Genomic DNA, 24,175 nt, shown 5'->3' with positions numbered 1-24,175 from the left:
CATCCACTTTCACTGTAATCACATCGGATCATCCAAAACGGGCAATACGGCCGGTCCGGGCCGGTCCGGCCGTATCGTCCGTTCTCCGTCCCGTCGGCTCAGTCCAGCCGCAGGTCCGCGAGCTGCTGCTCGAAGGGGACGACCGCGTCCTCCCCGTCGTCCAGTCCCGGTGCCCGCGAGGCGCCGGAGACCGTGCGGCCAAGGACCGCGGAGGCCAGCTCGCCGCCCGCGCGGCGGATCCGGGACGGCAGGCCCTCGGTGTACTCGTCGCCCGAGGAGCCCCAGTCCTCCGACGCCGCGTAGACGGAGGTGGGCACGGTGACGGCCCGCAGGTAGGCGAAGAGCGGCCGCAGCGCGTGCTCCAGGACGAGCGAGTGCCGGGCCGTGCCGCCCGTCGCGGCGATCACGACGGGCTTGCCGGTCAGCGCGGTGTTGTCGATCAGGTCGAAGAACGACTTGAACAGACCGCTGTACGAGGCGGTGAACACGGGTGTCACGGCGATCAGCCCGTCCGCCTCCGTCACCGCGTCGATCGCCTCCCGCAGCGTGGCCGAGGGGAAGCCGCTGAGCAGGTGGTGGGCGATGTCCACGGCGAGGTCACGGAGTTCGACGACCTGGACCTCGACGTTCCGGTCCTGCTCGGCGGCGAGGCGCTCGCGGGTGGCGGCGGCCAGCCGGTCGGCCAGCAGCCGGGTGGAGGACGGCTGGCTCAGCCCGGCCGAGACGGCGACGATGCGCAGCGGTGTGGTGGCGAACATCGCGGTCAGACCTCCTTCTTGTCCGTCGTGAGGGCGGTACGGGCGGTGCGGACGGCGGCGACCGCCGGGTGGACGGGCGCGGAATCCGGCACACCGGCCGGCCGCAGGTTGGCGAACTCCTTGCGCAGGACGGGCACGACCTCCTCGCCGAGGATGTCGAGCTGCTCCAGGACCGTCTTCAGCGGGAGCCCCGCGTGGTCCATCAGGAACAGCTGCCGCTGGTAGTCGCCCACCGCGTCCCGGAACGTCAGCGTCCGCTCGATGACCTCCTGCGGGGAGCCGACGGTCAGCGGGGTCTCGCGGGTGAACTCCTCCAGGGACGGGCCGTGGCCGTAGACCGGCGCGTTGTCGAAGTACGGGCGGAACTCCCGTACCGCGTCCTGCGAGTTCTTGCGCATGAACACCTGGCCGCCGAGCCCCACGATGGCCTGTTCGGCGGTGCCGTGACCGTAGTGGGCGTAGCGGCGCCGGTAGAGGGAGACCATTTTCTTGGTGTGCTCCATCGGCCAGAAGATGTTGTTGTGGAAGAACCCGTCACCGTAATAGGCGGCCTGTTCGGCGATCTCCGGCGAGCGGATGGAGCCGTGCCAGACGAACGGCGGGACGCCGTCCAGCGGGCGCGGGGTCGCGGTGAAGGACTGCAGCGGGGTACGGAACTTGCCCTCCCAGTCCACGACGTCCTCGCGCCACAGCTTGTGCAGCAGGGCGTAGTTCTCGATGGCCATCGGGATGCCCTGGCGGATGTCCTTGCCGAACCAGGGGTAGACCGGTCCGGTGTTGCCCCGGCCCATCATCAGGTCGACGCGGCCGTCCGCGAGGTGCTGGAGGGTGGCGTAGTCCTCGGCGATCTTCACCGGGTCGTTGGTGGTGATCAGGGTGGTGGACGTGGACAGGATCAGGTTCTCGGTGCGGGCGGCGATGTAGCCGAGCGTCGTCGTCGGGGAGGACGGGACGAACGGCGGGTTGTGGTGCTCGCCGGTCGCGAAGACGTCCAGGCCGACCTCTTCGGCCTTCTGCGCGATGGCCAGGGTCGCCTTGATCCGCTCGTTCTCGGTCGGCGTCCGGCCGGTGGTCGGGTCGGTGGTGACGTCCCCGACGGTGAAGATCCCGAACTGCATGGCGCCCGCCTCCTGTGATGGTCCGCGTGGTCGGTGTGGCCCTGGCGAGGCGGCCCTTGAGGGCCGGCCTTGCGAGGAATTGGTTGAACGTTGAACTACACCCTACAACGGGACGCCCCCGCGACCTATTCCCCCGCCTCGGCCACCTCCCTGACCAGGGGATTCACCATTACGGCGTCACAATCGGGAATGATTTGTCCGGCTCCGCGAGCACCGCGAAGAGGTCGCCGAGCAGGGACGCGTCACCGCTCTGCTCGATCCCGTCGAGTCCACCGCCCGCCAGGACGGAGAGCAGCTGCGGTTTGGTGAGGGTGAGGGTCAGCCCCGCCGGCGCCCGGGAGCCGCCCCGGTCCACTCCGTCCACCTGGTCCGTCCGGTCGGCGCTGCGGTGGGTGAGGGCCCCGTTGTGCAGCGTGAGCCGGTGCCGGGACTGGGCCGGTCCGGTCACGACGAGGTCGATCACCAGCTCCCTGTCCCAGGCGCGCGGCCCGTCGACCCGTACGGCGAGCGAGTCGATCAGCTGCTTTCCCGGTTCGAGTGCGGTGATGAACCCGCGGTCGGCGTTCGCGAAGTCGGTCGTGTCGTCGAACGGAAGGTTGCTCATGAAAGCTCAGTAGAGCCGAAGGTGCCTAACGGTGCATTTCGCCACATTCCCTCTGGGGCGGTCCAGGCTCGGCGTACGCTGTGGGGGCTGCCCGGCCACGGTTTCACGTGAAACACGGTGCTCCACGGTTCCGGGGTGACGGGTGCGGAAGCAGCGGAGGAGAGAAGCGGATCATGAGCGGGAGTGACAGCGACAGCGAGAGCTGGAAGGCGCGGGGCGTCGCCCTGCGCGTCTTCGTCTACATCTTCGCGACGCACCTCTTCGCGGGCTTCATCTGGATCCTCTTCTACGTGGGCGATCACGCGCACAAGTAGCGGCCGCGGCCACCTGCCCTCGCCGTTCTATTCACCCGGCGCCAAGCCCATGGCCGGTACAGTGACCGTATGACCTCCGTACCGTGCCGAAACTGGTGGCGCTCCTCTTAAGGAGCGGCCGCAGCACCTGTCTGCACGGAACCCAGGGCCGTTCACCATGGACGGCCCTTTTCGCTGCCTTCTCATAGGTGCGATGTACGGGAACGGGGCACCGAACCCCCACCGCTCGGGCCGTCCTCCACGCACCCATGACCCGCGAGGAGACCCCACCCATGACCGCAGCCATCTCCACCACCGCAGCCACCGTCACTACCGCAGCCACTGCCATCACCACCGCACCCACCCTCGCCGAGCTCCGCAGCGCCGAGCTGGAGCGCCACCTCGTCCAGGACCCCGGCCGCTTCCGGGTCCTCACCGGCGACCGCCCCACCGGCCCTCTCCACCTCGGCCACTACTTCGGCACCCTGAACAACCGGGTCCGCCTCCAGAACCTCGGCGTGGACGTCTTCGTCCTGATCGCCGACTACCAGGTCCTCACCGACCGGGACACCGCCGAGCGGCTGGGGGAGTACACCGACGGGCTGCTCCTGGACTACCTGGCCCTCGGTATCGACCCGGCCCGGTCCACCGTCTTCAACCACAGTGCCGTCCCCGCGCTCAACCAGCTCCTGCTGCCCTTCCTCAGCCTCGTCTCCGTCGCGGAGCTGGGCCGCAACCCCACGGTCAAGGACGAGATCGCGCACTCCCGGCAGTCGGCGGTCAGCGGGCTGATGTACACCTACCCGGTCCACCAGGCCGCCGACATCCTCTTCTGCAAGGGCAACGTGGTCCCGGTCGGCCAGGACCAGCTGCCCCACCTCGAACTCACCCGGACGGTCGCCCGCCGCTTCAACGAGCGGTACGGGAACGTCTTCCCGGAACCGGACGCCCTGCTGTCCGCCGCGCCCCTGCTGCTCGGCACCGACGGCACCAAGATGAGCAAGAGCCGCGCCAACTCCGTGCCGCTCGGCGCCACCGCCGACGAGACCGCCCGCCTCATCAAGGGCGCCACCACGGACGCCGACCGGTACATCACCTACGACCCCGACGCCCGCCCCGGCGTCTCCTCCCTGGTCCTGCTGGCCGCCCTCTGCCTGGAGCGGGACCCGCACGAGGTCGCGGCGGAGATCGGCGCCGGCGGAGCCGCCGCCCTCAAGCGGACGGTGACCGACGCGGTCAACAGCCACCTGGCCCCCGTCCGGGCGCGCCGGGCGGAGTACGCGGCGGACCTCACGTACGTACGGTCCGTCCTGCGCGCGGGCAACGAGCGGGCGAACGCGGTCGCGGAGGCCACCCTGGAGGAGGTGCGGGAGGCGATGGGCACGATCCGGTAGAGGTCCGGACCCGGCCCTACTGCCGCGGCAGCACCGACCGTTGCCGCCGCAGCAGTTCCGCCAGCCCCCGCCGGGTGGCGGCGATCACCACCCGGTCCTGGGCGCGCAGCACGTACCCGGGGTGCAGGTCCCAGACCAGGCCGGAGGGCGGCTGCGCACCGCCGTCCAGGGGGTACGGGGGGAGGGCCGCGAGGTCGGGGTTGCGGTCGGCGGGCGGGGTCGCGTCGATGGCCAGGACCCGCCACGAGCTCGCCTGGAACGCCTGCTGCACCGTGCGGCCCTCCAGCTGTGGGTGGCCCGCCACCTCCAGGGCGGCGAAGAGCATGACCTTCCGCTCGACCGGGACCGCCCCGAGGATCTGGCGGCCCATCATGGCGACCGCGAAGGAGGGTGCGGCCAGGTGGGAGACCGAGCGGGAGCGGGTCAGGGCCTGGGGGTGCGCGGTGCGCAGGGTGCGGTAGACGGCGGTGGCGAACTCGTCGTCGTACAGCCGCAGCGCCACCCTCAGGTCCGGCTTCACCGACCGGGCGTACAGCGTCGCCTCCAGGTTCGTCGTGTCGATGCTGGTGAGCGCGAGGAGGGCGTGGGCGCGGCGGATCTTGGCCGCTTCGAGGACGCCTTCCTGCGTGACGTCACCCAGGACGGTCGGCACGTGCATGGAGCGGGCCAGCGGGATGCCCCGCGCGTCGGGGTCCTCCTCCACGACGACCACGGGGATGTCGAGCTCGCGGAGGCGTACGAGGACGCGCGTACCGATCTTGCCGAGCCCCAGCAGCACCACGTGCCCCGACAGACCGCGCGGCGGGCGGCGCAGCGAGGAAGCGGTGCGCAGGGTGCCGAACGCCTCCAGGACGGCGGCGATCAGCAGCGGGAGCAGGAGCAGCCCGGCGATGCCGGAGAGGAGCTGGATGATCTGCCGGGCCGCCGGTGCGTCCTCCGCCGGGTCGTTCATGCCCAGCAGGTCGAGCAGGGTGAGGTAGGTGGAGTGGACCGCCGTGTCCTTGGTGGTCAGGAGCGAGGCGACCACCAGGGAGAGCGCGGCGACCGCGACGCCGAGGGCCGACCAGCGCAGCCGGCGCGAGAAGACCTGGGAGAGCGGCGCGCCCCGGCCTCCCATCCGGGTCGCGGGGCGGTCGGGGGCGGCCCGGCTGATCGCCTCCAGGACGACGGTCCCGCGTCCTTCCGCCGCCGCCACGGTCTCCTCGCTGGGCAGGAGTTCGGGCCCCTCGTCGCCGCTGCTGTCCGAACCTTCGGCCCCCGCCGGGTCGTTGGTGGTGGAGGAGAGCAGTGCGAGGGTGCACAGCCCCGGGTCGAGCGTCTCGCCGGGGCGGGGCGGCGGGCGTTCGGCCGCGCGCAGGAGCAGCCCCTCCGCCTGGATGATCTTGCTGCTGCCGGTGAGAGCGGTGGCGGCGAGGGCGGGGGCGGCGGTGTCGGCGTCGGAGAGGACGGTGGTGGAGGCGTCGAGCAGCGCCGGGTCGATGCCGGGCATGGCGACGGCGGCCGCCTGGTCGAGCAGCTCCTCCAGGTGCTGCCCGAGCTTGCGGTTGTAGAGCCGGATCACCAGCCGCAGACGGGGGTTGAGGCGGCGGGCGGTCAGGGCGGCGCGGATGTTGCGCTCGTCGTCGTCGTAGACGAGGGCGAGGGCGGCCGCCCGGTCGACGCCCGCCTCCTCCAGTACGTCGTCGGAGGGCTCTGGCGCCTCCATGATCCGGACGGCCTCGACCCCGGCGTTGGTGTCGTTGCCGCCGTTCCCCGCGGCGGCGGTGCGGTTCATCGCCGCCGACATCCGGCCGAACAGGGCCGCCGCGCGCCCCCGTTGGGTCAGCGGTGTCTCGGGGCTGTTGGCGTCGCGGCCGGGCGGCAGGAGCAGGGTGACCCGTTCCCCGTAGACGAAGCGCAGCTCCACGGCGAGCCTGCGTGCCAGCGCGTCGTCGCCGCAGACGATCATGTGGCCGGTGGCCGGCGGACGCCCTGGCTGCGGTCGTCCCGGCTGCTGAGGAAGTGGGGGCACGAAACCCAGCATGCCGTGATCCTTCCGGCTCGGTCTTCCCGGTCAGTGTGGAATGTTTGTGATCTTCGCACGGTGGTTCGGGAACCCTGGCCGGTTCTGGTCCCCCGGTGGCTGGTTCACCGCGCCGGCCGGGCCTGCCAGCAGGTGACGGGGGTCCGCGGCCCGCTGGATCGCCGTCTCGACCGCCGCGATCCGGTCCGCGAGCAGCCCCAGGGCGGCCACGGCTCGGGTCATCGGGTCGCCGTCCGGGCCGCCGAGTGCCTGCGTACGGACGTAGGAGGCGGTGATCGCCGCCCAGCGCTCGGCCTGTTCGGCGGTGAGCGTGCCCCGCAGGGCGGCCAGCTTGAGCAGGTTGGCCTCGGCGCCCGTGGTGAGCGTCTGGGCCTCGCCCGCGTAGTGGTCGTCGACGACGGCGGAGAGCTCGGCGTCGTTCATGACGGGCACGATCCGCTCCGCGATCTTGTTCATGTTGCGGTACGAACCCTGGAGCCGGAACGGCGGCTCCGTGCGCGTCGCGTCCGTCTGCGCGGCCGAGGCGATGTACGCCGCGTTCACCGCGAGGACGGTGTCCCGGGCGGTCAGCAGATGCCGCAGCACGGCCAGTACGGCGTCCAGCTCCACTGCCGAGTAGGGGTGTTCCAGGTGCTCGGCGTGGGCCGCCGGGTCGCTGCCGCCCGCCAGCCGCACCAGCAGCGCCAGGTCGTCGCGCGAGCGGGCGGCCAGCGGGGCGAGGACCGGGTTGGCGGTCAGCGCGTTCTCCACGAAGCTCAGCGCGAAGACGTCGTCCCGGCCGCTGAGCACCTCGCCGAGGTTCCAGACGTCGGCCCGGTTGGCCAGCATGTCCGGGATCCGGAACTGCTCGCCGGACTCCGTGTACGGGTTGCCCGCCATGCAGACCGCGAACCGCTTGCCCCGCAGGTCGTAGCTGCGCGGCTCGCCGTCCCGTACGCCTTCGATACGGCGGGTGGCGTCGCACAACGGGATGAACTTCTGCAGGAGTTCGGGCGAGGTGTGCTGGATGTCGTCCAGGTACAGCAGCGTGTTGTTGCCCGCCTCCAACGCGAAGTTGATTTTCTCGATCTCCTGCCGGGCGGTCGCGCTCGGCGCCTGGGCGGGGTCGAGCGAGGTGACGTCGTGTCCCAGGTTCGGCCCGCTGATCTTGACGAGGACCATCCCGAGCCGGTCCGCGACGTACTCCATGAGCGTCGTCTTGCCGTACCCCGGCGGCGAGACGAGCAGGAGCAGGCCCTGCGAGTCGGTACGCCGGTCGGCGTCGGCGGTGCCGAGCTGCTTGGCGAGGCTGTCACCGATCAGCGGCAGGTACACCTCGTCGAGCAGCCGGTTGCGGACGAACGCCGACATCACGCGCGGCCGGTGGTCGTCCAGCCGCAGCCGCCCGCGCTCCGCGGCCACCAGGGAGGTGCGCAGCCGCTGGTAGGCCCGGAAGGCGGGCACGGCATGCGTCCGGAACTCCCCCGTACGGGCAAGGAGTTCATCGATCCGTACGGTGAGGGTTCCGCCGCTCCCGACGCGCGGGTGGTCGCCGAGGAGGCCCTCCACCCGCTCCGTGAGCGGCGCCTCGCACCCGTACCGCTCCAGCTCCGGGCAGAGCTCCACCGCGACGGCCTCCGCCAGGTCGCCGGGGTCCGTGCCGGCGCCGGTGGCCTCCGCGTACGGGGTGAGCCAGCCCTCCACGAGCTGCCTGCGGGCGGCCAGGTCACCGCCGAGAGCGGCGAGGTCGTCCGCGTACGCGTCGGGGCCGGCCGCCCGGTGGAAGGCGTCCAGGAACGCGCGGATCGAGGCGCCCCCGACGAACCCGGCGGGCCCGGTGGTCAGCTCCTCGAAGAGGTACGCGGCGACGGCGTCGGCCGGCGCACCGGACCCGAACCCGCCGATGGCGGCGGCCCATTCCTCCTGGAGCACGGCGATGGCCGGGGCGAGCCCGAAGGTGTCGCGGGCGCGGGCCAGGGAGGCTGCGCGCCGGGTCCAGGACGTGCGCAGCGCCTCGTCGGTGCCGTACGCCCAGAAGAGCTGGGCCGCCGCCCGGGCGGCGGGCTCGTGGCGCAGAAGCCCCGCCTCCGCGTACAGGCGCAGCAGGGCGCGCAGGATGGCGGTGGCGTCCTCGTCGTGGACGCCCCGGGTGTACCCCTCGTCGTACGCCTCGGCCGCCGACTCCCGCACGAGCAGGGCGAGTTCGTTGTCGGCCAGGACGGCGAGACGTTCGGCGCCCTGCTCGGCCAGGAGGCGGGCGGCCAGGTGCTCGCCCCGGTAGACGGCCGCCGACTCCGAGGGGAGCAGCTGTTCCCAGTACGGGCGGGTCGCCTCGAAGGCCGGGTCGGTGACCGGCGCCCGGTAGTCCGTCCCGGTCAGCGCGAAGGCAAGGCGCTCACCGGCCGGCACCAGCGTCAGGTCGAACGGCTGGGTGTTCACCGCGAACCGGTGGCGCCCCAGCTTGATGACCGACCCGCCGTCCGCGTACAGCTCGCTGCGGTCGCGCAGGGCCCGCCCGGCCTCCTGGCGGGCCGCCTTCAGCCGCCCGTCCAGCTCCTCCGCCCGTACGGGATCGCCCAGTTCGCGCAGCTCGTCGGCGGTCCGGCGGACCTTGGCGACCATCGGGTCGGAGGCGAAGTAGGTGTGCACGGCGTCGAGGTCGTCGAGCGCGGCGAGCCGCCGGCCGATGGTCTCCAGCACCCGCTGCGCCGACCCGGCGAGCCGCTCGGCCCGCCGCGCCCGCTCGTCCTGGAGCGTCTGCTTACGGGCCGAGAAAGCCTCGTACACCTCGCTCCGGCGCCCGGCCAGCTCGGCGAGGAAGTCGTCGAACTCCGCGAACCGCGACTCCAGGTTCTCCAACTGCAGCATTAGCCGGGCCAGTTGGTCGTCACAGGCCTCCGGCGATTCGGCGGCGGCCAGCGCCCCCGTGACCGCCTGCCCGAGCAGCGCGAACTCGGCGGCGAACTCGGCCCGCCCCTCCTTCGACAGCAGCTCCCGCCGCCGCGCGTCGAGCGTGGCGCGGGCGCGGTTGGCCCCGCCCAGCACCTCCGCGATCCGCTCCAGGATCGACGTACGCACGGTGGCGTCACCGATCTCAAGACCGGCCACCACGTCCGTGACGGTGGCCAGCCCGTCCGTCATCACGGCCAGCCGGTCGGTCACGGCCGAGGCGTCCCGTACGGTCGCCGGCGCACCCGCGTCGGCGACCAGCCCCGCGATGTCCTCGTGGTACCCGTCGAAGGCATCTTCACGGGCGAGGAACGACACGGCCCGCTGGGCGGCCGACGCGATGTCGTCCTCGGTCCGGGCGGACAGCTCCGCGATCCGCTCGCCATCGGCGTACCGCATCTCGCCGATCGTCGCCAAGTGCCCGTGCGCCTGGCGCAGTTCGGTCAGCCGCTCCACCCACGCGGCGGCCGACCCCGGCACCTCCCCGCGTACGCGCCGCACCAGCGCGGTGATGCGGGTGGAGGTCTCCTCCAGCGCGTCGGCCGCGCGCCGGGTCAGCTCCTGTACGGCGGTGAACTCGGCCAGTACCTGCTGGGCGGTGGCCCGCAGCTCCCCCAACGGCTCTGCGAGCGAACCCAGTTCGGGATCCGACAGCCAGTGGTACCGGTCCTGGGCCCGCCCGCAGTCGGCGGCGAGCTGCCCGTACACGGCGGTCGTCGGCGTCATGTCCCGTACGCCGTGCGCGAGCGCGAGGCAGTCGGAGATCCCGCGTACGAGGTCGGCGTTGCCGGTCCGGGCGAGCGGCCCGGTCCCGGCCGGGCGGGAGGCGGCGTAGGTGTCGGAGACGTACGGCGTCTGCCAGCGCTGCAACGGGTGCACGCGCGCCGGCCCGTCCGGGCTGTCCCGCAGCAGGACCAACGTGCCGTCGTCCAGAAGCGCGTGGCCACGTCCGGTGAGCGGGGTGGCGACCTCCTGGCGGATCAGGTTGTAGGGAAGCAGAAGACTCCGCACGCCGTCACGGGAGCGGAAGACATAGAGCACGTCCTCCCCGTTGGGCGAGCGCACCGCGCCCTCGAAGACCGGCTCGGCCAGCTCCTCGGCGGTGTCGAAGGTCTTCGCGGTGCCGGTGGTGAGGTAGTAGCCGCCGGGGAAGATGATCCCCTGGTCCTCGGGGAGCCGGTGGCAGGCGGGACCGATGGAGTCGAGGCGCTGCACGGTGGAGAGCAGCGAGTTGAAGACGAGATGCCGCCAGGCCGTCTCCTTGTACGGCCGCACGCGCAGCAACACCAGCGGTCCGACCTCGGCATACTCGACGTCGGCGTCGGCCAGCGACTGCAGCGGCTCCTCGACGGGCTCCTCGTAGATCCCGTCCGGCGACTCGGTGTCGTCGGTGACCTTGACGGTGAGCGTCCCGCCGAGCGTGTCCACGAAGAGCCCGCCGCCCTTGCCGATGGCGATGTGCGGGTGGCGCCCCGGGACGTGGGCCTCACGCCCCGCGACGGTCCACTCGAAGTCGTGGGAGGGCGGGAAGGCATGATCGCGCTCGCCCTGCGCGTCGAGGAACGCCCCCGCCGACCCGTCCGCCCCGAGGGCCCACCGGAGCACCCGGATGTCCTCGGCGTTCTCCCCGGTACGGAAGACGGCGATCAGCTTGCCGTTGACGCGGCGCAGGCGCAGGAGGCGGGCGTCGCGGAAGTAGCGGTGGAGCGAGGAGAACTCGCGCCGGAAGCCGTCGTCCTCGAGGAGGGTGGGCGTGCCGTCAGGGGCCCCCTCGGCCTCGGCATCCCGCACCAGGAGTACGTCGTCGACCCCGGCCTCACCACGGGCCCCCGGCCCCCGCTCGAAGCCGAAGAGCAACTGCCCGCCGACGGCGACGAGGTCGCGGGGGACGGAGGCGTGCTCGGTGCGGACCTGTTCGGTGGCGAGCAGCCGCAACTCGGTCGACCCGAACTCCTCGGTCCGCCGCACGTTGAGCGCCTCGGCCCGCCGCACGAGCTCCCCGGCCTGCGCGGAGAGCCGCCGCCGCAGCACCTCATAGGCACCGGCATCCACATCGCCCTCCGGGCCCTGGGGCGCGGTGGCGGCGGCGGTGGCGGTGATGTCGCGGTCCATGCGTACGGCTCCCTAGATGTTCGTCTGTTCAGCGCCTGCGGCACCCACCCAGCCCGTCCGGCGTTTGAGGACGGAACCGGTGGGGCGGTGGGCGGCCCCTCGGCGTGCGGGCCAGGCCCAGGTGATCCCAGCCCGTGAGGCGCCCACCCCCGTGGGGCACCCCACTCGGCCGACCCGGCCCCTCCGGCCGAGGGTTCCGTCCTCAAACGCCGGACGGGCTGACAACGGCCCGCCCCCCCCCGGGCCTGAGAAGGGCCCGGCCCCTCCGGCCGAGGGTTCCGTCCTCAAACGGCGGACGGGCTGGGAGGGGCCCCGGCCCCGTTCAGAGACACAACCGCAGGAGCCACCTTCGTACCGCCGCCCCCCGAACCCACCGGCAGATCCGCCAGCCCCAGCTCCTTCGCCGCCGCCAGCAACTGCTCGACCTGCCCCGAAGCCGCCCCCGACGACCCCATCAGCCGCATCAGCAGCGCCGACACCGTCAGGTTCTGCACATCCCCCGTGGAGACCGACCCCAGCACCCGGCTGAGGTCGTCCGTGAACGAGGACGAGCCGTCCAGCCACGGCCCCGCCAGCGCCTGCGCGGTCTGCGAGTTCTCCACGAACCCGTCCACCGCCTTGCCGAGCGAGATCGACGAGACCAGCCGGTCGAAGAAGACCGAGTCCCCGCCGACGATGTCGATGTCGGCGTTCTCCAGCCCGGTCGCGAGAACCGTCGCCTGCGCCTCGGCAACCTGTCGCTGCACCTCAAGACCGGCCAGCCGGATCTCCTTCTCGGCGTCGAGCCGCAGCCGGTACTCCTCGTGCCCGCGCGACGCGTCGTCGAGCGCCGCCATCGCGGCCGCCTTCTCCGTCAGCCCCGCGGCCTCCGCCTTCAGCTTCTCGCCGATGACCGCCGCGTCCGCGGACGCCTGGGCCTGTGTGCCCTCCGCCGTGGCGAGCGCCTTGAGCCGCGCCCCCTCGGCCTCGGCCCTCAGCCGCGCCGACGTGGCCTCGGCCTCGGCGAGACCGGCCTTCTCGGTGACGTCCGCCTCGGCCTCCCGGACCTGTACGGCGGCGAGACCGGGCGCGGCCGTCTCGGCCTGGATGCCCTCCGCGAGCCGCAGCTTGGCCTGCGCGTCCAGGTCCGCGGTCTTGAGCCGCGCCTCGGCGAGCGTGAGCTGCTCGGCCGCCAGGTGCGTGGAGGCCGCCTCCGCAGCCTCGGCCGCCTTGATGTCCTTGACCAGCTTCTCCTGGGCCTCCGCCTCGGCGGCGATGATGACCGACTTACGGGCACGCTCCGCGTCCTCGACGGCGCGCAGGGTCAGGATCGACTCCTCCTGCTCGGCGACCGTACGGTCGACCGCGATCCGCTCCCGGATGACGTCGGCGACCTCGCGGCGCTCGGCCTCGACCTCCTTGGTGGCGGCGATCCGGTTCAGCTCGGTCTCGCGCTCGCGCCCGATGACCTCCAGCATCCGGTCCTTCTCGATGCGCTCGCTCTCGACGGCGATGACGCGCTCACGGTTCTTCTGCGCGACGGCGATCTCCCGCGCCTGGTTCTCGCGCTGGATGCCGAGCTGCTCCTCGGTCTTGATGAACGCGCTCTGCGAACCGAGCCGCTCCTCCTCCTGCACCCGGGCGGTGGCCGCCTCCTCACGGGCCCGCAGCACCTCGACCTCGCGGCGCTGCTTGATCTCGGCCTCGGCCTGCCGGCGCTCCAGCTCCAGGATGGTCTCGCGGGCGTCGACGTTCTGGCGGGTGATCTCCTTCTGCTCGGTGCGCTGGAACTCGTTGGTGCGCACGTGCTCGATCGCCGTCAGTTCGGTGATCTTCCGGATGCCCTGGGCGTCGAGGATGTTGGCGCCGTCGAGCTGCGACATCGGGGTCTGCTCAAGGAAGTCGATCGCGGCGTCGTCGAGGTGGTAGCCGTTCAGGTCGGTCCCGATGACCTGGATGATCCGGTCCCGGAACTCCTCGCGCTTGGTGTAGAGGTCGACGAAGTCGAGCTGCTTGCCGACGGTCTTGAGGGCTTCGGAGAACTTCGCGGCGAAGAACTCCTGGATGGCGACCTTGTCGCTCGCCCGCCCCGTACCGATGGCCTGGGCGACCTTGATGACGTCCTCGACGGTCTTGTTGACCCGGACGAAGAAGGTGATCTGGATGTCGGCGCGGATGTTGTCCTGGCAGATCAGCCCCTCGCGCCCGGCGCGGTGGATCTCGATCTTCTTCACCGAGATGTCCATCGTCTCGGCCTTGTGGAGCACGGGCAGGACGACGGCACCGGTGAAGGTGACGTCGACCTTCTTGGTCTTGGAGATGATCAGCGCCTTGCCCTGCTCGACCTTGCGGAACAGCCGGGTGATGACGAAGGCGATGGCGACGACGATGAGCAGGACAACGGCGATGAGTACGCCGATGCCCAAGGAGATGGCATCCATGAGAGTCCTTGGCGGCTGGAGGGTAAGGAAAGGAAGAAGGAGGACGCACGCGAAGCGGCAGGAGTGATCAGCCCCGAGGCAGACAAGCCACAGCCACAGGTCAGGCCCAGTCCCAGGCAGAACCACACGGCCACACGGCCACACGGCCACACAGCCACACGGCTGGCAGTGGCACGCACGGCTCGGGCACACACCCCACCGGGCACGCACCCGCAGGGGCACACACCCCGCCCGGGTCAGCCGTTCATGTTCTCCGGCAGCCCGCCCGGTTTCGCCTCGGGACCCGGGTCGAGGGCCGCGTCGTACGGCGACACCCAGAAGAACTCGCCCTCTTCGTCGTACGCGTAGAGGAGTCCCGTGCTGCCCGAGACGAGGAGCTCCTCGGCGTGCAGCTCGGCGAGTCGAGGGGCCCGGGGGGCCTGGCGGACCTGGACGATGGCCGTCGAACCGTCGGCCGATGCGACTTCCGCCTGGCCGAACGAGGCGCTGACGGAGCCGGTGCGGACCGTGCACACGCGTCCGACGAAGTCCTTGCGCGATGGCGGAGGTTCCGCCGGGAAGTACCGGCGGAAGAGGTGTGCGAGGAGGCGGACGGTTCCCCAGGCGAGGAACAGCGATCCGGCGAGTACGGCGATGGCGAGCACTGCCCGGAGGGCACCGGTGGCCGGGACCTGGTGCAGCAGAACCGTTCCGGTCAGGCTGCCGAACCAGGCGACGACGACGAGCAGTGATACGGAGACGGTGACGGGTACCCCGCCGAAGCCGACCGTGCCGGGGTCGAGGTCCGAGTCGAAGGAGTGCTGGTCGGCGGCGCCGGCGAGCACCAGCAGCCAGAAGCAGACGACGACCACGAGTGCCGCGCCGAAGATGACGGCGGGGAATCCGAGTGCCGCGTTCAGGAACTCGTCCATCGGTCCCGCCCCCTCTGCGGTTCTGCGCGCCGGCCCTGCGGCGGGGCGCGATCTTCTACCGGTACGGGGGAGCGGTGTCGAGCTCACACGGCGACTGGCCCGGCATGCTTGGCATCCGGTCCGGTGGTGGCGGGGCCCGGCGCTGCGGCGCTGCGAACCGCGCCGCAGCAACCGGGTCGTTCCCCTCAGGTGCCCCCGTCGAATCCCGAATCCCCCGTGGATCCCCCGTGGATTGTCCGGTAGGGCCCCTGTTTTTCCCCCGTGTCCCCCGTGCTTCCCCGTGTGTTCCCCCGTTGTGTTGCTGACCTGATCCTGTCATCCGGACCCCACCCACCGCATTGCCGGACTCCGGCAATCTTTACGCTTTCCTGATGCCGGGCACCGGCACCGCCCGGCGCGCGTTGGGGAAATGACAGGACTGTTGCAAGGCTGAAGGAGTGTGCATGGCCGAGCCCACGATTCCGCAGGAAATGCTGGGTAACTATGCCCATATTCTGGGCGAAGTCGCCACCACCGGCCGTCGTTTGACACGTAACGAGCTGGAGATGCGCCGGGCGCTGGGCCGGGAGGCGGCCGACGCGGGGCATCAGCTGCGTGCGCTGGTGACGATGCATCTGGCACAGACACGGGAAGCCTGGCCACGGGCGGCTGCCGGAAACAGCCCTGCCGTGGCCGACGCGGTGCTGGCCGCGGTGGAGCAGGCGGTCGACGCGTTCGCCGAGGGGTTCGAGCGGGCGCAGCGCCTGACCGTACGCCGGGAGGAGGCGGCACGCCGCGAGTTCATCGACGATCTCCTGTACGGGCGCAGCGACTTGGTCCGCCTCGCGGAGCGGGCCACCCGCTTCGGCCTGCGGCTCTCCCGGGCGCACGCGGTCGCGGTGGCGTCGGGCCCGGAGGCGTACACGGAGACGGACGCGGTGCCGCGGAGTGTGGAGGCGGCGCTGCTGGCCCGGTTCAGCGGCCGCAAGATCCTGCTGACGACGAAGGACGGGCGGATCGTCTGCATCGCGCCCGGCAGCCAGCCCGACGTCCTGCGCTACTTCGCCAAGCAGTCGCACGCGGCGACGGACGGCGGCCAGGTCGCGGTGGGCCGCCCGCACAAGGGTCCTGGCGGGGTGGTCCACTCGTACGACGAGGCGCTCGAAGCCCTGGACCTGGCGGAGCGGATGGGGATGGACGACCCCGTGCTGTACGCCTCGGACCTCCTGGTCTACCCGGTGCTGACCCGGGACCGGCAGGCGATGGCGGATCTGGTGCGCAGCGAGCTGGGCCCGCTCCAGAAGGCGCGGGGCGGCGCGGAGCCGCTGCTGAGGACGCTGGCGGTCTACTTCGACGCGGGCTGCGTGGCAGCGGAGACGGCCCGCCGCCTGGCGCTGAGCGTACGGGCGCTGACGTACCGCCTGGAACGCATCCACCAGCTCACCGGCTCCGACCCGGCGGACCCGATGCACCGGTACAGCCTGCAGACGGCGGTGATCGGCGCACGCCTGCTGGACTGGCCGGCCAAGGAGCTGTGAGGCGCCCCGGCCGGCCGGTAGTTCGCGTTCCTACAGGTCGAACTCGTGCGGCGGCAGGTCCAGGGCGAAGCACGCCTCGCGCACGACTGCCTGCTCCGTCTTGTCGAAGTCACCGTCGGCGCCGCCGATGATGATGCCGATCTGGATGACGGCACGCGCCTCGGCGGGCTTCTTCTTCGCCTTGGCGATCTCCTGGAGCACGCTGACCTTGCCGAAGGCGAAGTCGGCGGTGAGCTTGTTGACGTAGTCGTTGAAGCGCCGCTGCAGGTCGTCCGCGGGGAAGTTCTGCAGGACGTCGTTGCTGGCGATGAGCGCGGCGACGCGCTGCCGCTCGGACGGGTCGATGGTGCCGTCGGCGGCGGCGACCAGAGCACACATGGCCATGCTCGCGTCGCGGAACGCTCCGGACTTCAGGTCGTTCTTCTTCGCTTCCAGCTGCGTCTGCATAGACGAAGCGGATTCCTTGATCCGATCCCACAGGGCCATGACATCTCCATACGTTGCGGTGCAATGCCGGAACAAAAGAAAACTCTACAGACGTGTAGAAGTTAGCAGGGAGGGCGGCCCCCCACCCTGCGTTCACGGGGTCGGCCCGGTGCACGGGAGCGAGTTCCGGACAGCACAACGGCCGGTCCGGGCAGCCGTGGTGGCGGCGGCCCGAACCGGCCGGAGGAACCGGAGGAAGGCGTACGTCAGGTCGGTCAGTCGCCGCGCGCCTCGCCCGCGGGCTCCGGGGTGAGGTCGTCGTGGTCGCCGAGGCGGCGCTCGGGCGCGGACTTCGACACCTCCTGCACCGCGGCACCGCCCTGGTCCGGCTTGTCGCCGTCGCGCAGGGCCTGGATCTTCTCGGCGATGGGCTGCGTCCACCGGGCGGTGAGCGGGCCGACGATGACGAGGATCAGGACGTACGCGGTGGCCAGCGGCCCGATGCGCGGCTCGGTGGCCACGGCCAGACCGGCGATGACGATGGAGAACTCACCGCGCGCCACGAGCGTGCCGCCCGCACGCCAGCGCCCGCGCGAACCGATGCCGGCGCGGCGGGCCGCGTACCAGCCGGTGAAGATCTTGGTGAGGACCGTGACGACGGCCAGCAGGGCGGCGGGCAGCAGCACCGGCGGGATGTCGGCCGGGTTGGTGGAGAGCCCGAAGAAGACGAAGAACACGGCGGCGAACAGGTCGCGCAGCGGTGTGAGCAGCTTGCGGGCACCCTCGGCGACCTCACCGGAGAGGGCGATGCCGACGAGGAACGCGCCGACGGCCGCGGACACCTGGAGCTGCTGGGCGACACCGGCGACGAGCACGGTGAGGCCGAGGACGACCAGGAGCAGCATCTCCGGGTTGTCGGAGGAGACCGCGCGGCTGATGAGTCGGCCGTGGCGCAGGGCCAGGTACAGCACGAAGCCGACGGTGCCGAGCGCGATGAGCAGGGCGAGGCTGCCGCCCGCGAGGCTGACACCGGCGAGCATGGCGGTGAGCAGCGGCAGGTACACCGCCATCGCCAGGTCCTCCATGACGAGGACGCCGAGGATGACCGGGGTTTCGCGGTTGCCGAGCCGCCCGAGGTCGGTCATGACCTTCGCGATCACGCCGGACGAGGAGATCCAGGTGACTCCGGCGAGCGCGACGGCGCCGACGGGACCCCAGCCGAGGATGAGCGCGGCGACGGCACCGGGCGTCGCGTTGAGAACGAAGTCGACGGCCCCGGACGGATACTGCGTCTTGAGGCTGGTCACCAACTCCGAGGCGCTGTACTCCAACCCCAGCAGGAGCAGCAGCAGGATGACGCCGATCTCGGCGCCGACCATGGTGAACTCTTCGCTGGCGTCGAGCGGGATGAGCCCGCCGTGGCCGAAAGCGAGCCCTGCGAGCAGGTACAGGGGGATCGGCGAGAGCCCTATCCGCCCGGCGACCCGCCCGATGAGCCCGAGCCCGAGAATGACGGCGCCCAGTTCCACCAGCAATGCAGTCGTGTCATGCACGGTCAGCCCTCCGCAATGATCTCGGAGAGCGCGTCGACGCCCTCACGCGTACCCACGGCGACGAGCGTGTCCCCGATGGCGAGTCGAAAGTTCGGTTCCGGCGACGGGTGGGCGCTGTGCGTACGCAGCACCGCCACGATTGAGGCCCCGGTCCGGGTCCGCGCCCGCGTCTCCCCCAACAGCCGCCCGCCGTAAGGGGAACGGGACCCGAGCGGGATGTGCTCGGTGACGAGGTCGATGCCCTCGGTCCGTACGGCGTCGATGGGGGCGGGGTCGATGAGGTGGGCCAGCGCGGTGGCCTCGGCCGTCGTCAGGGGCACGGACAACCGGCACGAATCTGGGTCGTCCTGTTCGTAGAACCCGATGAACCGCCGACCGTCGTGGTGGACGACGACGGAGATGTGCTGCCCCGTCTCGGTGGTGAAGTCGTACTGAGCACCCACTCCGGGCAATGACGTGCGACGGGTTCCCATGACTTCCTCCCGAGACGTGCGTCGGTGCGACGGCGCACTTGGTGATCTCTTTATCCGGCCATTACCTTATCGGTAGGCCTGAAGCGGTCCATCTGCCCCGGCGCCGCGCGGGAATCGCCCCGAGGCCCGGAGGTCCGGACAACGGTGACGCGCCAACTCCCGCCCTTCGCCCTCTCGCGCCACCGCCGGAACGGTTGCGGACTGGCGCAACGGTTCCGGCGGAGGCGAGGGAGCGGACCAGCTCGGCGCGGGATACTCCTCGTCGCCGGCTCGGGTTACGGGCGGATCGGTACTTCCCGTCGACTCAGTACTTCCCGTCGACCGGAATCCAGCCGGACCACGTCTCGGGCTGGTAGAACTTCCCGGTGTCGCCGTCGTAGCGGAAGACCCGCAGGCGTACGTTGCCGGTCTCGCGGTAGTCCTTGTTGCAGGTCGCCCAGGTGTTCACGCCGAGCTTGTTGATGCAGACCTCGGCGGCCCGCCCGTAGTCGGTGTAGACGCCGACGGCCGCGGACATGCCGTCCTTCTGGGTGTCGCCCGCCCAGACGATGTCGCCGTTGTGCTGGAAACACCCCTTGGAGCCGTAGGCGGCGGTGGAACCGAGGCAGGTGTTCGCCGCCGGAGCAGCCTTGGCCGCCGCTGCTGCCGAGAAGGGGGCACCCGCCTCGGGCTCCAGGGAGGGGGCGTCCGCCCCGGCAACCGGAGCGAGGCCTTCGACGATCTTCACGCCGGCCGGCATCTGTACTTCCTGGAGGCTGTCCGCCGCTTCGTCGGCCACCGCGGGAGCCGCCATGAGAGCTGAGAACGCAAGTGCTGAGACACCAGCGACAACGCTCACCTTTATGCGCCAGTTTTCACGCATATTTCACTACCCCCGCACCTGACTCCTGTTTAGGAGTCACCCATTGTTGAATGTGAACAGGATGTGAGGCTATGGGATCTCCGCGCGCGGGGGAAGTTTCCGGGTCCGGAACACACAGCAGGAGGGGCGGGCACCCTGGGGCGCCCGCCCCTCCTGCTGCTGGGACGCTGCGTAAGACCTACTGCGGCTCTACTGATGACCTACTGCGCGTCGGGCGCCTCGGCGGCCGGCTCCCCGACGCTGCTCTCGGCGAACGAGAGGTCGAGAGCGCACTCCGCCGGGATCTCCTCGGCAGAGGCAGCACACACGGAGGAGTCCCGCGCGCTCTGCCCGTCCATCTGGGGTGGCCCTGCCTGGCGCTTCCCCGTCTCGATCTTCCCCGCCATGCCCTCCAGGGGGACGGCCTCGGTCGACGAGGCGGGCCCGGCGGGCCGGGTGCTCTCGGAACCGTCAGGCGAGGAGGAGCAGGCGGTGGCGCCTGCGGCGGCGCACAGGACGAGTGCGGCAGAGGCCGCGACGGTGCGAAAACGCATGAAGATCCCCCTACGCGGACGCTCGGACACCCGAGACACCAATCGATCCACCGTGCCACAGAGCACGGCACAGAAGGCGCGGAAATTGTGAAGAAGCCGAGCCATTGCGCGGCTGCTGGTCAGGCCAACACACCTTATACAGAGGGCTGGTGAGCAATAGGTACCGCGACAAGTCATTCCGGTGGCCCGGCGTATTCCGGCTGAAATCCCACCCCTACCTCAGGGGATCGAGCAACTCCAGCGCCTCCTCCCAGCGGAACTGCCCCGCCCCGCCACCGGCCTTGGGGTGATGGGGCTCGTAGGAGCCGACCAGGATCCCCATCTCCCGCAGCCGCCGCAGACTTTCGGCGTACGCGGGGTGGGCCGCCTGGGCGGAGTTGACGTACGGCAGCACGGCCGTGGGGATGCCGAACCCGTACGACTCGCACAGAATGCCCAGGGCCAGGGTGTCCGAAATACCCGCCGCCCACTTGTTGACCGTGTTGAAGGTGGCCGGTACGACGGCGATGGCGTCCGGATCCGGCAGCGGCCGAGGCTCCCCGGGAACCCGCCAGGCGGACCGGATCGGGTACCCGGTCTGCGCTTCGACGGCCGCCGCATCGATGAAGCCGAGCCCCTGCGGGGTGGCGACGACCCCCACTTCCCACCCGCGCTCCTGTGCCGCCGCGATGAGCCGCCCGACATCACGGGCAATACCGGCCGCGCAGACGACGACGTACAGAAAGGGCTTCGCGGCCTGCTGTGCGGGCTGTTCGCTCACGCGGGGCTCCCGGATGACGACGACTGAAGGGTGAGGGTCCCGTCACCCAGGGCATCCCGGAGGACGTGAGCGATCTCCTCAGGCTTCAGGTCGATGCCGTCGAGCCCCTCCACGGTCAGCGGGATCTCCTCCAGCGCGTATGCGCCGCGGCCCTCGGCGCTGAACTCGGGACCGGTGCGGTCAGCGAAGGACCAGGTCGCGATACGGGCGAGGTAGAAGAGCTGACGCTCGTCGTCGGATTCCATCGTGTGGAGGAGGCGGACGATGTCGGCCTTCCCCGCGATCTCCTCGTGGATCTCCCGGTGGAGGGCGGCCTCCCGGGACTCGTCGCTGGGTTCGACGCCGCCGCCGGGCAGGACCCAGTAGTCGGGGATGCCGGGCTTGGTGCGGCGGATGACCAGCATCGTGTCGTCGTCGGTGACGAGGACGGCACGGACTCGTTCGTTCATGCGCTCTGTCTCCTTACTTAGTGGACGGTCTCAGTGCAGCAGTCAGCGGCCATCGAGGTGGACGGCGCCGGGCAGGATCATGCTCAGGCAGGACTTCGAGGTTCCGTACGCGACGAGGTCGGACCGGCCTTGCAGCGGGCAGGGCTGAAGACTTCCCCGGCCCGCTCCCGCAGTGCGGGGACGAGTTCCGGATGGTCTCCTCGTTCCGCGCTCTGCAGAAGTTCGGTGATGACCACCAGCTCCGCGAAGCGCCCGGCCTCGCTCGCGAGGATGTCGGAGAGCTCCCTCCGTACGCGTTCCGCGATCTCCGGCACCGCGAGGCTGTAGGCGTGCAGCAGGGCGGCGTCGTAGCCGGCCGGGGCCGCGCCCCAGCCTTCCCAGTCCAGGATGCTCAGTCCGGGCCCTGCGAGATTGGCCCAGTGCAGGTCGCCGTGCGCGGTGGACCATGCGGGGGGAGCCGTGGGCACCGGCACGCCGAGGAAGGCGAGGTACTTCGGCATGGCCCGGTCCAGATATGCCTGACTTACGGCTGTGCGCTCGGTGCGTACGGTGGAGAGGCAGACGAGGGCCGTACGCAGGCCGCTCCACCAGGTCGCCGTCAGGCGGGGCACCTCGGTGAGCACCGGGCTGGGGGAGACGGCCCCGCCGGTGACGAAGTCGTAGAGCTCCGCCCGGTAGGTGTCCTCCCCCTCCGCCCACTGCCGTACGAGGTGCAGACGAGGACGCGGCACGCGCAGGGGCACCAGCCGCTCGGCGTCCTCCGGCCCGGTCCACAGCTTGCCACCCGCCTTCTCCACCGGGCTGTGGACGACGCGCAGCCACCCGGGCCCGTACGGACCGATGGCCGGACCACCGAGGGTGCGCCCCCGCCACCCCCACGCTTCGCGCGTCCCTCCGGGCACCTGGGAGGAGGGGACAGCTCCGAGGGCGGCGCCCGCCACGGCACGGGCTGCCCGCATACGGTCGACGACCACGGGGTCGTCAGGTTCCGAGAACATGGATGACCTTTCTCAGGTGCGCCGGCGGCGGCAGCAGGACGGACGCCGTCGGGCTGTTGGGGACCACCGCCTTCACTCCCACCCGCCGAGCGTGACCGCGCGCACGATGTTCGAGAGGTGGCGAGGGCTTCCCGTGCCGGGGATGGGGGCAATGTGGGGCCCCAGGCCGAGCAGCCAGGAGAGCGGGGTGTAGACGTCTCCGTCGTGTGCGGCGCTTCCGGCGGCAAGAGGCCGGTAGGGCACGTACGGGACGTCGTGTTCGCGGCAGAGTTCCTGCACCGGGTCGTAACGGTCATGGATATTGAGGACGTTCTGCACGGCTGCGATGTCGATCTCCCCTTGCCAACGGCGGAAGTCCTCGCCGCTGATCTTCGACAGGCCGATGTGCCCGATCTTCCCCTCCTCCTGGAGAGCCTGGAGCGTGCCGATCTGATCTTCGACGGGCACCTCCCAGTCGATGCGGTGCAGATAGCAGAGCTCCAGTCGCTCCACGCCCAGCCGACGGAGACTCGCCTCCACAGAGGCGCGGAGGTACGCGGGGTGGCCGAGAGGCATCCAGACGTCGGGGGCCGGGCGCACGACACCGACCTTCGTCGCGATCAACAGCTCGTCCGGGTAAGGGTGCAGAGCCTCCTTGATCAGGTGCTCGACGGTGTGCGGGCCGTAGGCGTCGGCCGTGTCGATGTGCGTGATGCCGTGCTGATGGACGGCCTGCCGGAGCAGGCTGACGGCTCGGGGACGATCCTCCGGGTCGCCCCAGCCACCGGGCCCGGTCAGGCGCAGGGTGCCGAGGCCGAGGCGGGAGACGGTCTTTCCGGCGATCTCGATCGTTCCGGCCGGGGGGTTGTCGGTCATGCGAGGGGCCCCTTCAGCCACAGACCAGCCCTCAGCGTCCGTCCCGCAGCCCCGGTCATCGGTGCCGCCGGCTGTGGTGGCGCCCGATTTCCACGTTGGTGTCCGTGACCTTCGACCAGTCGCCGATCGTGCCTGCCTCGGACCGTTGCCTGACCAGCGCGTCGCACACGTCGCAGTTCTTGAAGGGCTTTGGCGGTACGGGAGGGTTCACCACGTACAACGGTGGAGCCATCGTCGTCTTCACATCGTTCATGGGCAGTCACGCTAGAAAGCGGAGGGTAGTGGCTCGCTGCCATGTTCTCGAATGTTCTCGCACATAGGCGGAATGTTCCTGATTGTTCTCTTGTGCTGTCATGAATCTGTACTGAGAGGGAGAGCCTCCGGCCATGCTGTCTATCGACGGAAACATGTGTGACGGGGAAAGGGACGTGGGGACGATGGCTCGGAACCTTCGCTTCAACGGAACAGGATCAGGCGGGGGCGGATGCCCCTCCGTACACGAGGACTTGGACAGTGGCGAGGTGGTTGTTCACGGCCCACCACTCACAGATCCCGAGGACATTGCCCAGCTCCAGCATCTGAACGAGGGCGAGGTGCCCATCGTCGTGCCGCGTGATCTGCTGGTGGACTTCGCTCCCAAGACCAGAACCCCTCGCATCGTCGACCTGGACGCGTTCGGCAAGCTGTTCACCACGTTCGAGCACACGGCCTGGCGACTGGAGACGCGCCGTAGGTTCGCGTCCGATGAAGCCACCGACACGTACGCCCAGTTTCTATCGGGGCAACCGGTCGAGTGGGACTACGAGGACGATTGGTGCCGGAACGTACGGGCGCAGTCCGCGCAGGGGAAGAGGTTCGAACGGGTCAGGGTCGTTGACAGTCCACCGACGCCCGGGCAGCTGTATCTGCTCGACAATGCGCGCCGCAACTGTGCTGTCGGGGAGGACATCCGCAATCTGTGGCGCACCGACGCCCAGCGGCTGCGGCTTCCCGCCGCAGACTTCTGGATCTTCGACTCACGGCTCGTGGCCCTCCTCAACTTCGACGCGGACGACCACCTCGTTGACGTCGAGCTGATCACCGAGCCGGCCGCGGTGAACCGGTACGCACAAGCACGGGACGCCGCCTGGCACTTCGCGATCCGATACGACGCCTTCGCGGCGAACCTCTGACCCGACTGAACAGTTA

The 24,175-nt window shown here is 70.7% G+C and carries 21 protein-coding genes; 4 read left to right on the top strand and 17 right to left on the bottom strand.

What is annotated here, in order from left to right:
- Positions 1-98 precede the first annotated feature (98 nt).
- The 3 genes from IE264_RS07020 to IE264_RS07010 all read right to left on the bottom strand — a co-directional run bounded on the left by IE264_RS07020 (position 99) and on the right by IE264_RS07010 (position 2,480).
- Positions 99-758: an FMN reductase gene (locus IE264_RS07020; protein ID WP_015609721.1), complete on the bottom strand. Its 660-nt coding sequence runs from the start codon at positions 756-758 to the stop codon at positions 99-101.
- A 5-nt stretch (positions 759-763) separates the two neighbouring features.
- Positions 764-1,876 (bottom strand): LLM class flavin-dependent oxidoreductase, encoded by a 1,113-nt coding sequence (locus IE264_RS07015; RefSeq protein ID WP_032755937.1) that lies wholly within the window; start codon positions 1,874-1,876, stop codon positions 764-766.
- Positions 1,877-2,045: 169 nt separating this feature from the next.
- Positions 2,046-2,480 (bottom strand): alkyl sulfatase C-terminal domain-containing protein, encoded by a 435-nt coding sequence (locus IE264_RS07010; RefSeq protein WP_032755939.1) that lies wholly within the window; start codon positions 2,478-2,480, stop codon positions 2,046-2,048.
- Between the two features lie 173 nt (positions 2,481-2,653).
- Here IE264_RS07010 and IE264_RS07005 point away from each other — a divergent pair, with 173 nt between their 5' ends.
- Positions 2,654-2,794, top strand: coding sequence for a DUF6126 family protein (locus IE264_RS07005; protein WP_164711287.1), 141 nt, complete (start codon positions 2,654-2,656; stop codon positions 2,792-2,794).
- A gap of 272 nt (positions 2,795-3,066) precedes the next feature.
- Positions 3,067-4,167, top strand: coding sequence for a tryptophan--tRNA ligase (gene trpS / locus IE264_RS07000; protein WP_032755942.1), 1,101 nt, complete (start codon positions 3,067-3,069; stop codon positions 4,165-4,167).
- Between the two features lie 16 nt (positions 4,168-4,183).
- Here the strand turns inward: trpS and IE264_RS06995 are convergent, their stop codons facing one another.
- The 4 genes from IE264_RS06995 to IE264_RS06980 all read right to left on the bottom strand — a co-directional run bounded on the left by IE264_RS06995 (position 4,184) and on the right by IE264_RS06980 (position 14,561).
- Complete coding sequence (locus tag IE264_RS06995) at positions 4,184-6,190, bottom strand: NAD-binding protein (protein WP_078657418.1); 2,007 nt, start codon at positions 6,188-6,190, stop codon at positions 4,184-4,186.
- A gap of 30 nt (positions 6,191-6,220) precedes the next feature.
- Positions 6,221-11,230 carry a DNA repair ATPase gene (locus tag IE264_RS06990; RefSeq protein ID WP_032755948.1) on the bottom strand — a complete coding sequence of 1,670 codons (5,010 nt, stop codon included), beginning with the start codon at positions 11,228-11,230 and terminating at the stop codon, positions 6,221-6,223.
- Between the two features lie 284 nt (positions 11,231-11,514).
- Positions 11,515-13,650 (bottom strand): flotillin family protein, encoded by a 2,136-nt coding sequence (locus IE264_RS06985; protein WP_032755950.1) that lies wholly within the window; start codon positions 13,648-13,650, stop codon positions 11,515-11,517.
- A 236-nt stretch (positions 13,651-13,886) separates the two neighbouring features.
- Positions 13,887-14,561, bottom strand: a complete 675-nt coding sequence (locus IE264_RS06980; RefSeq protein WP_032755953.1) for a hypothetical protein — start codon at positions 14,559-14,561, stop codon at positions 13,887-13,889.
- Positions 14,562-15,004: 443 nt separating this feature from the next.
- Between IE264_RS06980 and IE264_RS06975 the strand changes: the two genes are divergently transcribed.
- Complete coding sequence (locus tag IE264_RS06975) at positions 15,005-16,078, top strand: PucR family transcriptional regulator (RefSeq protein WP_031122441.1); 1,074 nt, start codon at positions 15,005-15,007, stop codon at positions 16,076-16,078.
- Between the two features lie 30 nt (positions 16,079-16,108).
- Here the strand turns inward: IE264_RS06975 and IE264_RS06970 are convergent, their stop codons facing one another.
- The 10 genes from IE264_RS06970 to IE264_RS06925 all read right to left on the bottom strand — a co-directional run bounded on the left by IE264_RS06970 (position 16,109) and on the right by IE264_RS06925 (position 23,240).
- Positions 16,109-16,564: a tellurite resistance TerB family protein gene (locus tag IE264_RS06970; protein ID WP_015609711.1), complete on the bottom strand. Its 456-nt coding sequence runs from the start codon at positions 16,562-16,564 to the stop codon at positions 16,109-16,111.
- A 215-nt stretch (positions 16,565-16,779) separates the two neighbouring features.
- On the bottom strand, positions 16,780-18,057 hold the full coding sequence (locus tag IE264_RS06965) for a cation:proton antiporter (protein ID WP_032755956.1): 1,278 nt from the start codon (positions 18,055-18,057) through the stop codon (positions 16,780-16,782).
- Between the two features lie 2 nt (positions 18,058-18,059).
- A complete protein-coding gene (locus IE264_RS06960) occupies positions 18,060-18,530 on the bottom strand; it encodes a cation:proton antiporter regulatory subunit (RefSeq protein WP_015609709.1) in 471 nt (156 codons plus the stop codon).
- 304 nt (positions 18,531-18,834) lie between these two features.
- Positions 18,835-19,392, bottom strand: a complete 558-nt coding sequence (locus IE264_RS06955; RefSeq protein ID WP_032755958.1) for a hypothetical protein — start codon at positions 19,390-19,392, stop codon at positions 18,835-18,837.
- Between the two features lie 200 nt (positions 19,393-19,592).
- Positions 19,593-19,925, bottom strand: coding sequence for a hypothetical protein (locus tag IE264_RS06950; protein WP_032756201.1), 333 nt, complete (start codon positions 19,923-19,925; stop codon positions 19,593-19,595).
- Positions 19,926-20,139: 214 nt separating this feature from the next.
- Complete coding sequence (locus IE264_RS06945) at positions 20,140-20,685, bottom strand: flavoprotein (protein ID WP_032755960.1); 546 nt, start codon at positions 20,683-20,685, stop codon at positions 20,140-20,142.
- Complete coding sequence (locus IE264_RS06940; protein ID WP_032755962.1) at positions 20,682-21,134, bottom strand: NUDIX hydrolase; 453 nt, start codon at positions 21,132-21,134, stop codon at positions 20,682-20,684. Before IE264_RS06940 ends, IE264_RS06945 begins: the two co-directional genes overlap by 4 nt.
- Before the next feature lie 83 nt (positions 21,135-21,217).
- A complete protein-coding gene (locus IE264_RS06935; RefSeq protein ID WP_032755965.1) occupies positions 21,218-22,132 on the bottom strand; it encodes a hypothetical protein in 915 nt (304 codons plus the stop codon).
- 72 nt (positions 22,133-22,204) lie between these two features.
- Positions 22,205-22,987, bottom strand: coding sequence for an aldo/keto reductase (locus IE264_RS06930; RefSeq protein ID WP_032755967.1), 783 nt, complete (start codon positions 22,985-22,987; stop codon positions 22,205-22,207).
- 55 nt (positions 22,988-23,042) lie between these two features.
- Complete coding sequence (locus IE264_RS06925; RefSeq protein ID WP_032755969.1) at positions 23,043-23,240, bottom strand: hypothetical protein; 198 nt, start codon at positions 23,238-23,240, stop codon at positions 23,043-23,045.
- 184 nt (positions 23,241-23,424) lie between these two features.
- Here IE264_RS06925 and IE264_RS06920 point away from each other — a divergent pair, with 184 nt between their 5' ends.
- Positions 23,425-24,159, top strand: a complete 735-nt coding sequence (locus tag IE264_RS06920; RefSeq protein WP_032756202.1) for a DUF6879 family protein — start codon at positions 23,425-23,427, stop codon at positions 24,157-24,159.
- The last annotated feature ends 16 nt before the right edge of the window (positions 24,160-24,175 follow it).

Origin of the sequence: Streptomyces microflavus (assembly GCF_014650075.1) — a bacterium.
In the GTDB taxonomy this organism is placed as follows: Bacteria; Actinomycetota; Actinomycetes; order Streptomycetales; family Streptomycetaceae; genus Streptomyces; species Streptomyces microflavus.
The sequence above is the reverse complement of the archived record's forward strand: the minus strand, read 5'-3'. Positions and strand labels throughout refer to the sequence as shown.

What these genes read in the sequence shown, in the direction of transcription:
- IE264_RS07020 (WP_015609721.1), bottom strand. Translation starts at nt 758, where the DNA reads ATGTTCGCCACCACACCGCTGCGCATCGTCGCCGTCTCGGCCGGGCTG.
- IE264_RS07015 (WP_032755937.1), bottom strand. Translation starts at nt 1,876, where the DNA reads ATGCAGTTCGGGATCTTCACCGTCGGGGACGTCACCACCGACCCGACC.
- IE264_RS07010 (WP_032755939.1), bottom strand. Translation starts at nt 2,480, where the DNA reads ATGAGCAACCTTCCGTTCGACGACACGACCGACTTCGCGAACGCCGAC.
- IE264_RS07005 (WP_164711287.1), top strand. Translation starts at nt 2,654, where the DNA reads ATGAGCGGGAGTGACAGCGACAGCGAGAGCTGGAAGGCGCGGGGCGTC.
- trpS (WP_032755942.1), top strand. Translation starts at nt 3,067, where the DNA reads ATGACCGCAGCCATCTCCACCACCGCAGCCACCGTCACTACCGCAGCC.
- IE264_RS06995 (WP_078657418.1), bottom strand. Translation starts at nt 6,190, where the DNA reads ATGCTGGGTTTCGTGCCCCCACTTCCTCAGCAGCCGGGACGACCGCAG.
- IE264_RS06990 (WP_032755948.1), bottom strand. Translation starts at nt 11,230, where the DNA reads ATGGACCGCGACATCACCGCCACCGCCGCCGCCACCGCGCCCCAGGGC.
- IE264_RS06985 (WP_032755950.1), bottom strand. Translation starts at nt 13,650, where the DNA reads ATGGATGCCATCTCCTTGGGCATCGGCGTACTCATCGCCGTTGTCCTG.
- IE264_RS06980 (WP_032755953.1), bottom strand. Translation starts at nt 14,561, where the DNA reads ATGGACGAGTTCCTGAACGCGGCACTCGGATTCCCCGCCGTCATCTTC.
- IE264_RS06975 (WP_031122441.1), top strand. Translation starts at nt 15,005, where the DNA reads ATGGCCGAGCCCACGATTCCGCAGGAAATGCTGGGTAACTATGCCCAT.
- IE264_RS06970 (WP_015609711.1), bottom strand. Translation starts at nt 16,564, where the DNA reads ATGGCCCTGTGGGATCGGATCAAGGAATCCGCTTCGTCTATGCAGACG.
- IE264_RS06960 (WP_015609709.1), bottom strand. Translation starts at nt 18,530, where the DNA reads ATGGGAACCCGTCGCACGTCATTGCCCGGAGTGGGTGCTCAGTACGAC.
- IE264_RS06955 (WP_032755958.1), bottom strand. Translation starts at nt 19,392, where the DNA reads ATGCGTGAAAACTGGCGCATAAAGGTGAGCGTTGTCGCTGGTGTCTCA.
- IE264_RS06950 (WP_032756201.1), bottom strand. Translation starts at nt 19,925, where the DNA reads ATGCGTTTTCGCACCGTCGCGGCCTCTGCCGCACTCGTCCTGTGCGCC.
- IE264_RS06940 (WP_032755962.1), bottom strand. Translation starts at nt 21,134, where the DNA reads ATGAACGAACGAGTCCGTGCCGTCCTCGTCACCGACGACGACACGATG.
- IE264_RS06935 (WP_032755965.1), bottom strand. Translation starts at nt 22,132, where the DNA reads ATGTTCTCGGAACCTGACGACCCCGTGGTCGTCGACCGTATGCGGGCA.
- IE264_RS06930 (WP_032755967.1), bottom strand. Translation starts at nt 22,987, where the DNA reads ATGACCGACAACCCCCCGGCCGGAACGATCGAGATCGCCGGAAAGACC.
- IE264_RS06925 (WP_032755969.1), bottom strand. Translation starts at nt 23,240, where the DNA reads ATGAACGATGTGAAGACGACGATGGCTCCACCGTTGTACGTGGTGAAC.
- IE264_RS06920 (WP_032756202.1), top strand. Translation starts at nt 23,425, where the DNA reads ATGGCTCGGAACCTTCGCTTCAACGGAACAGGATCAGGCGGGGGCGGA.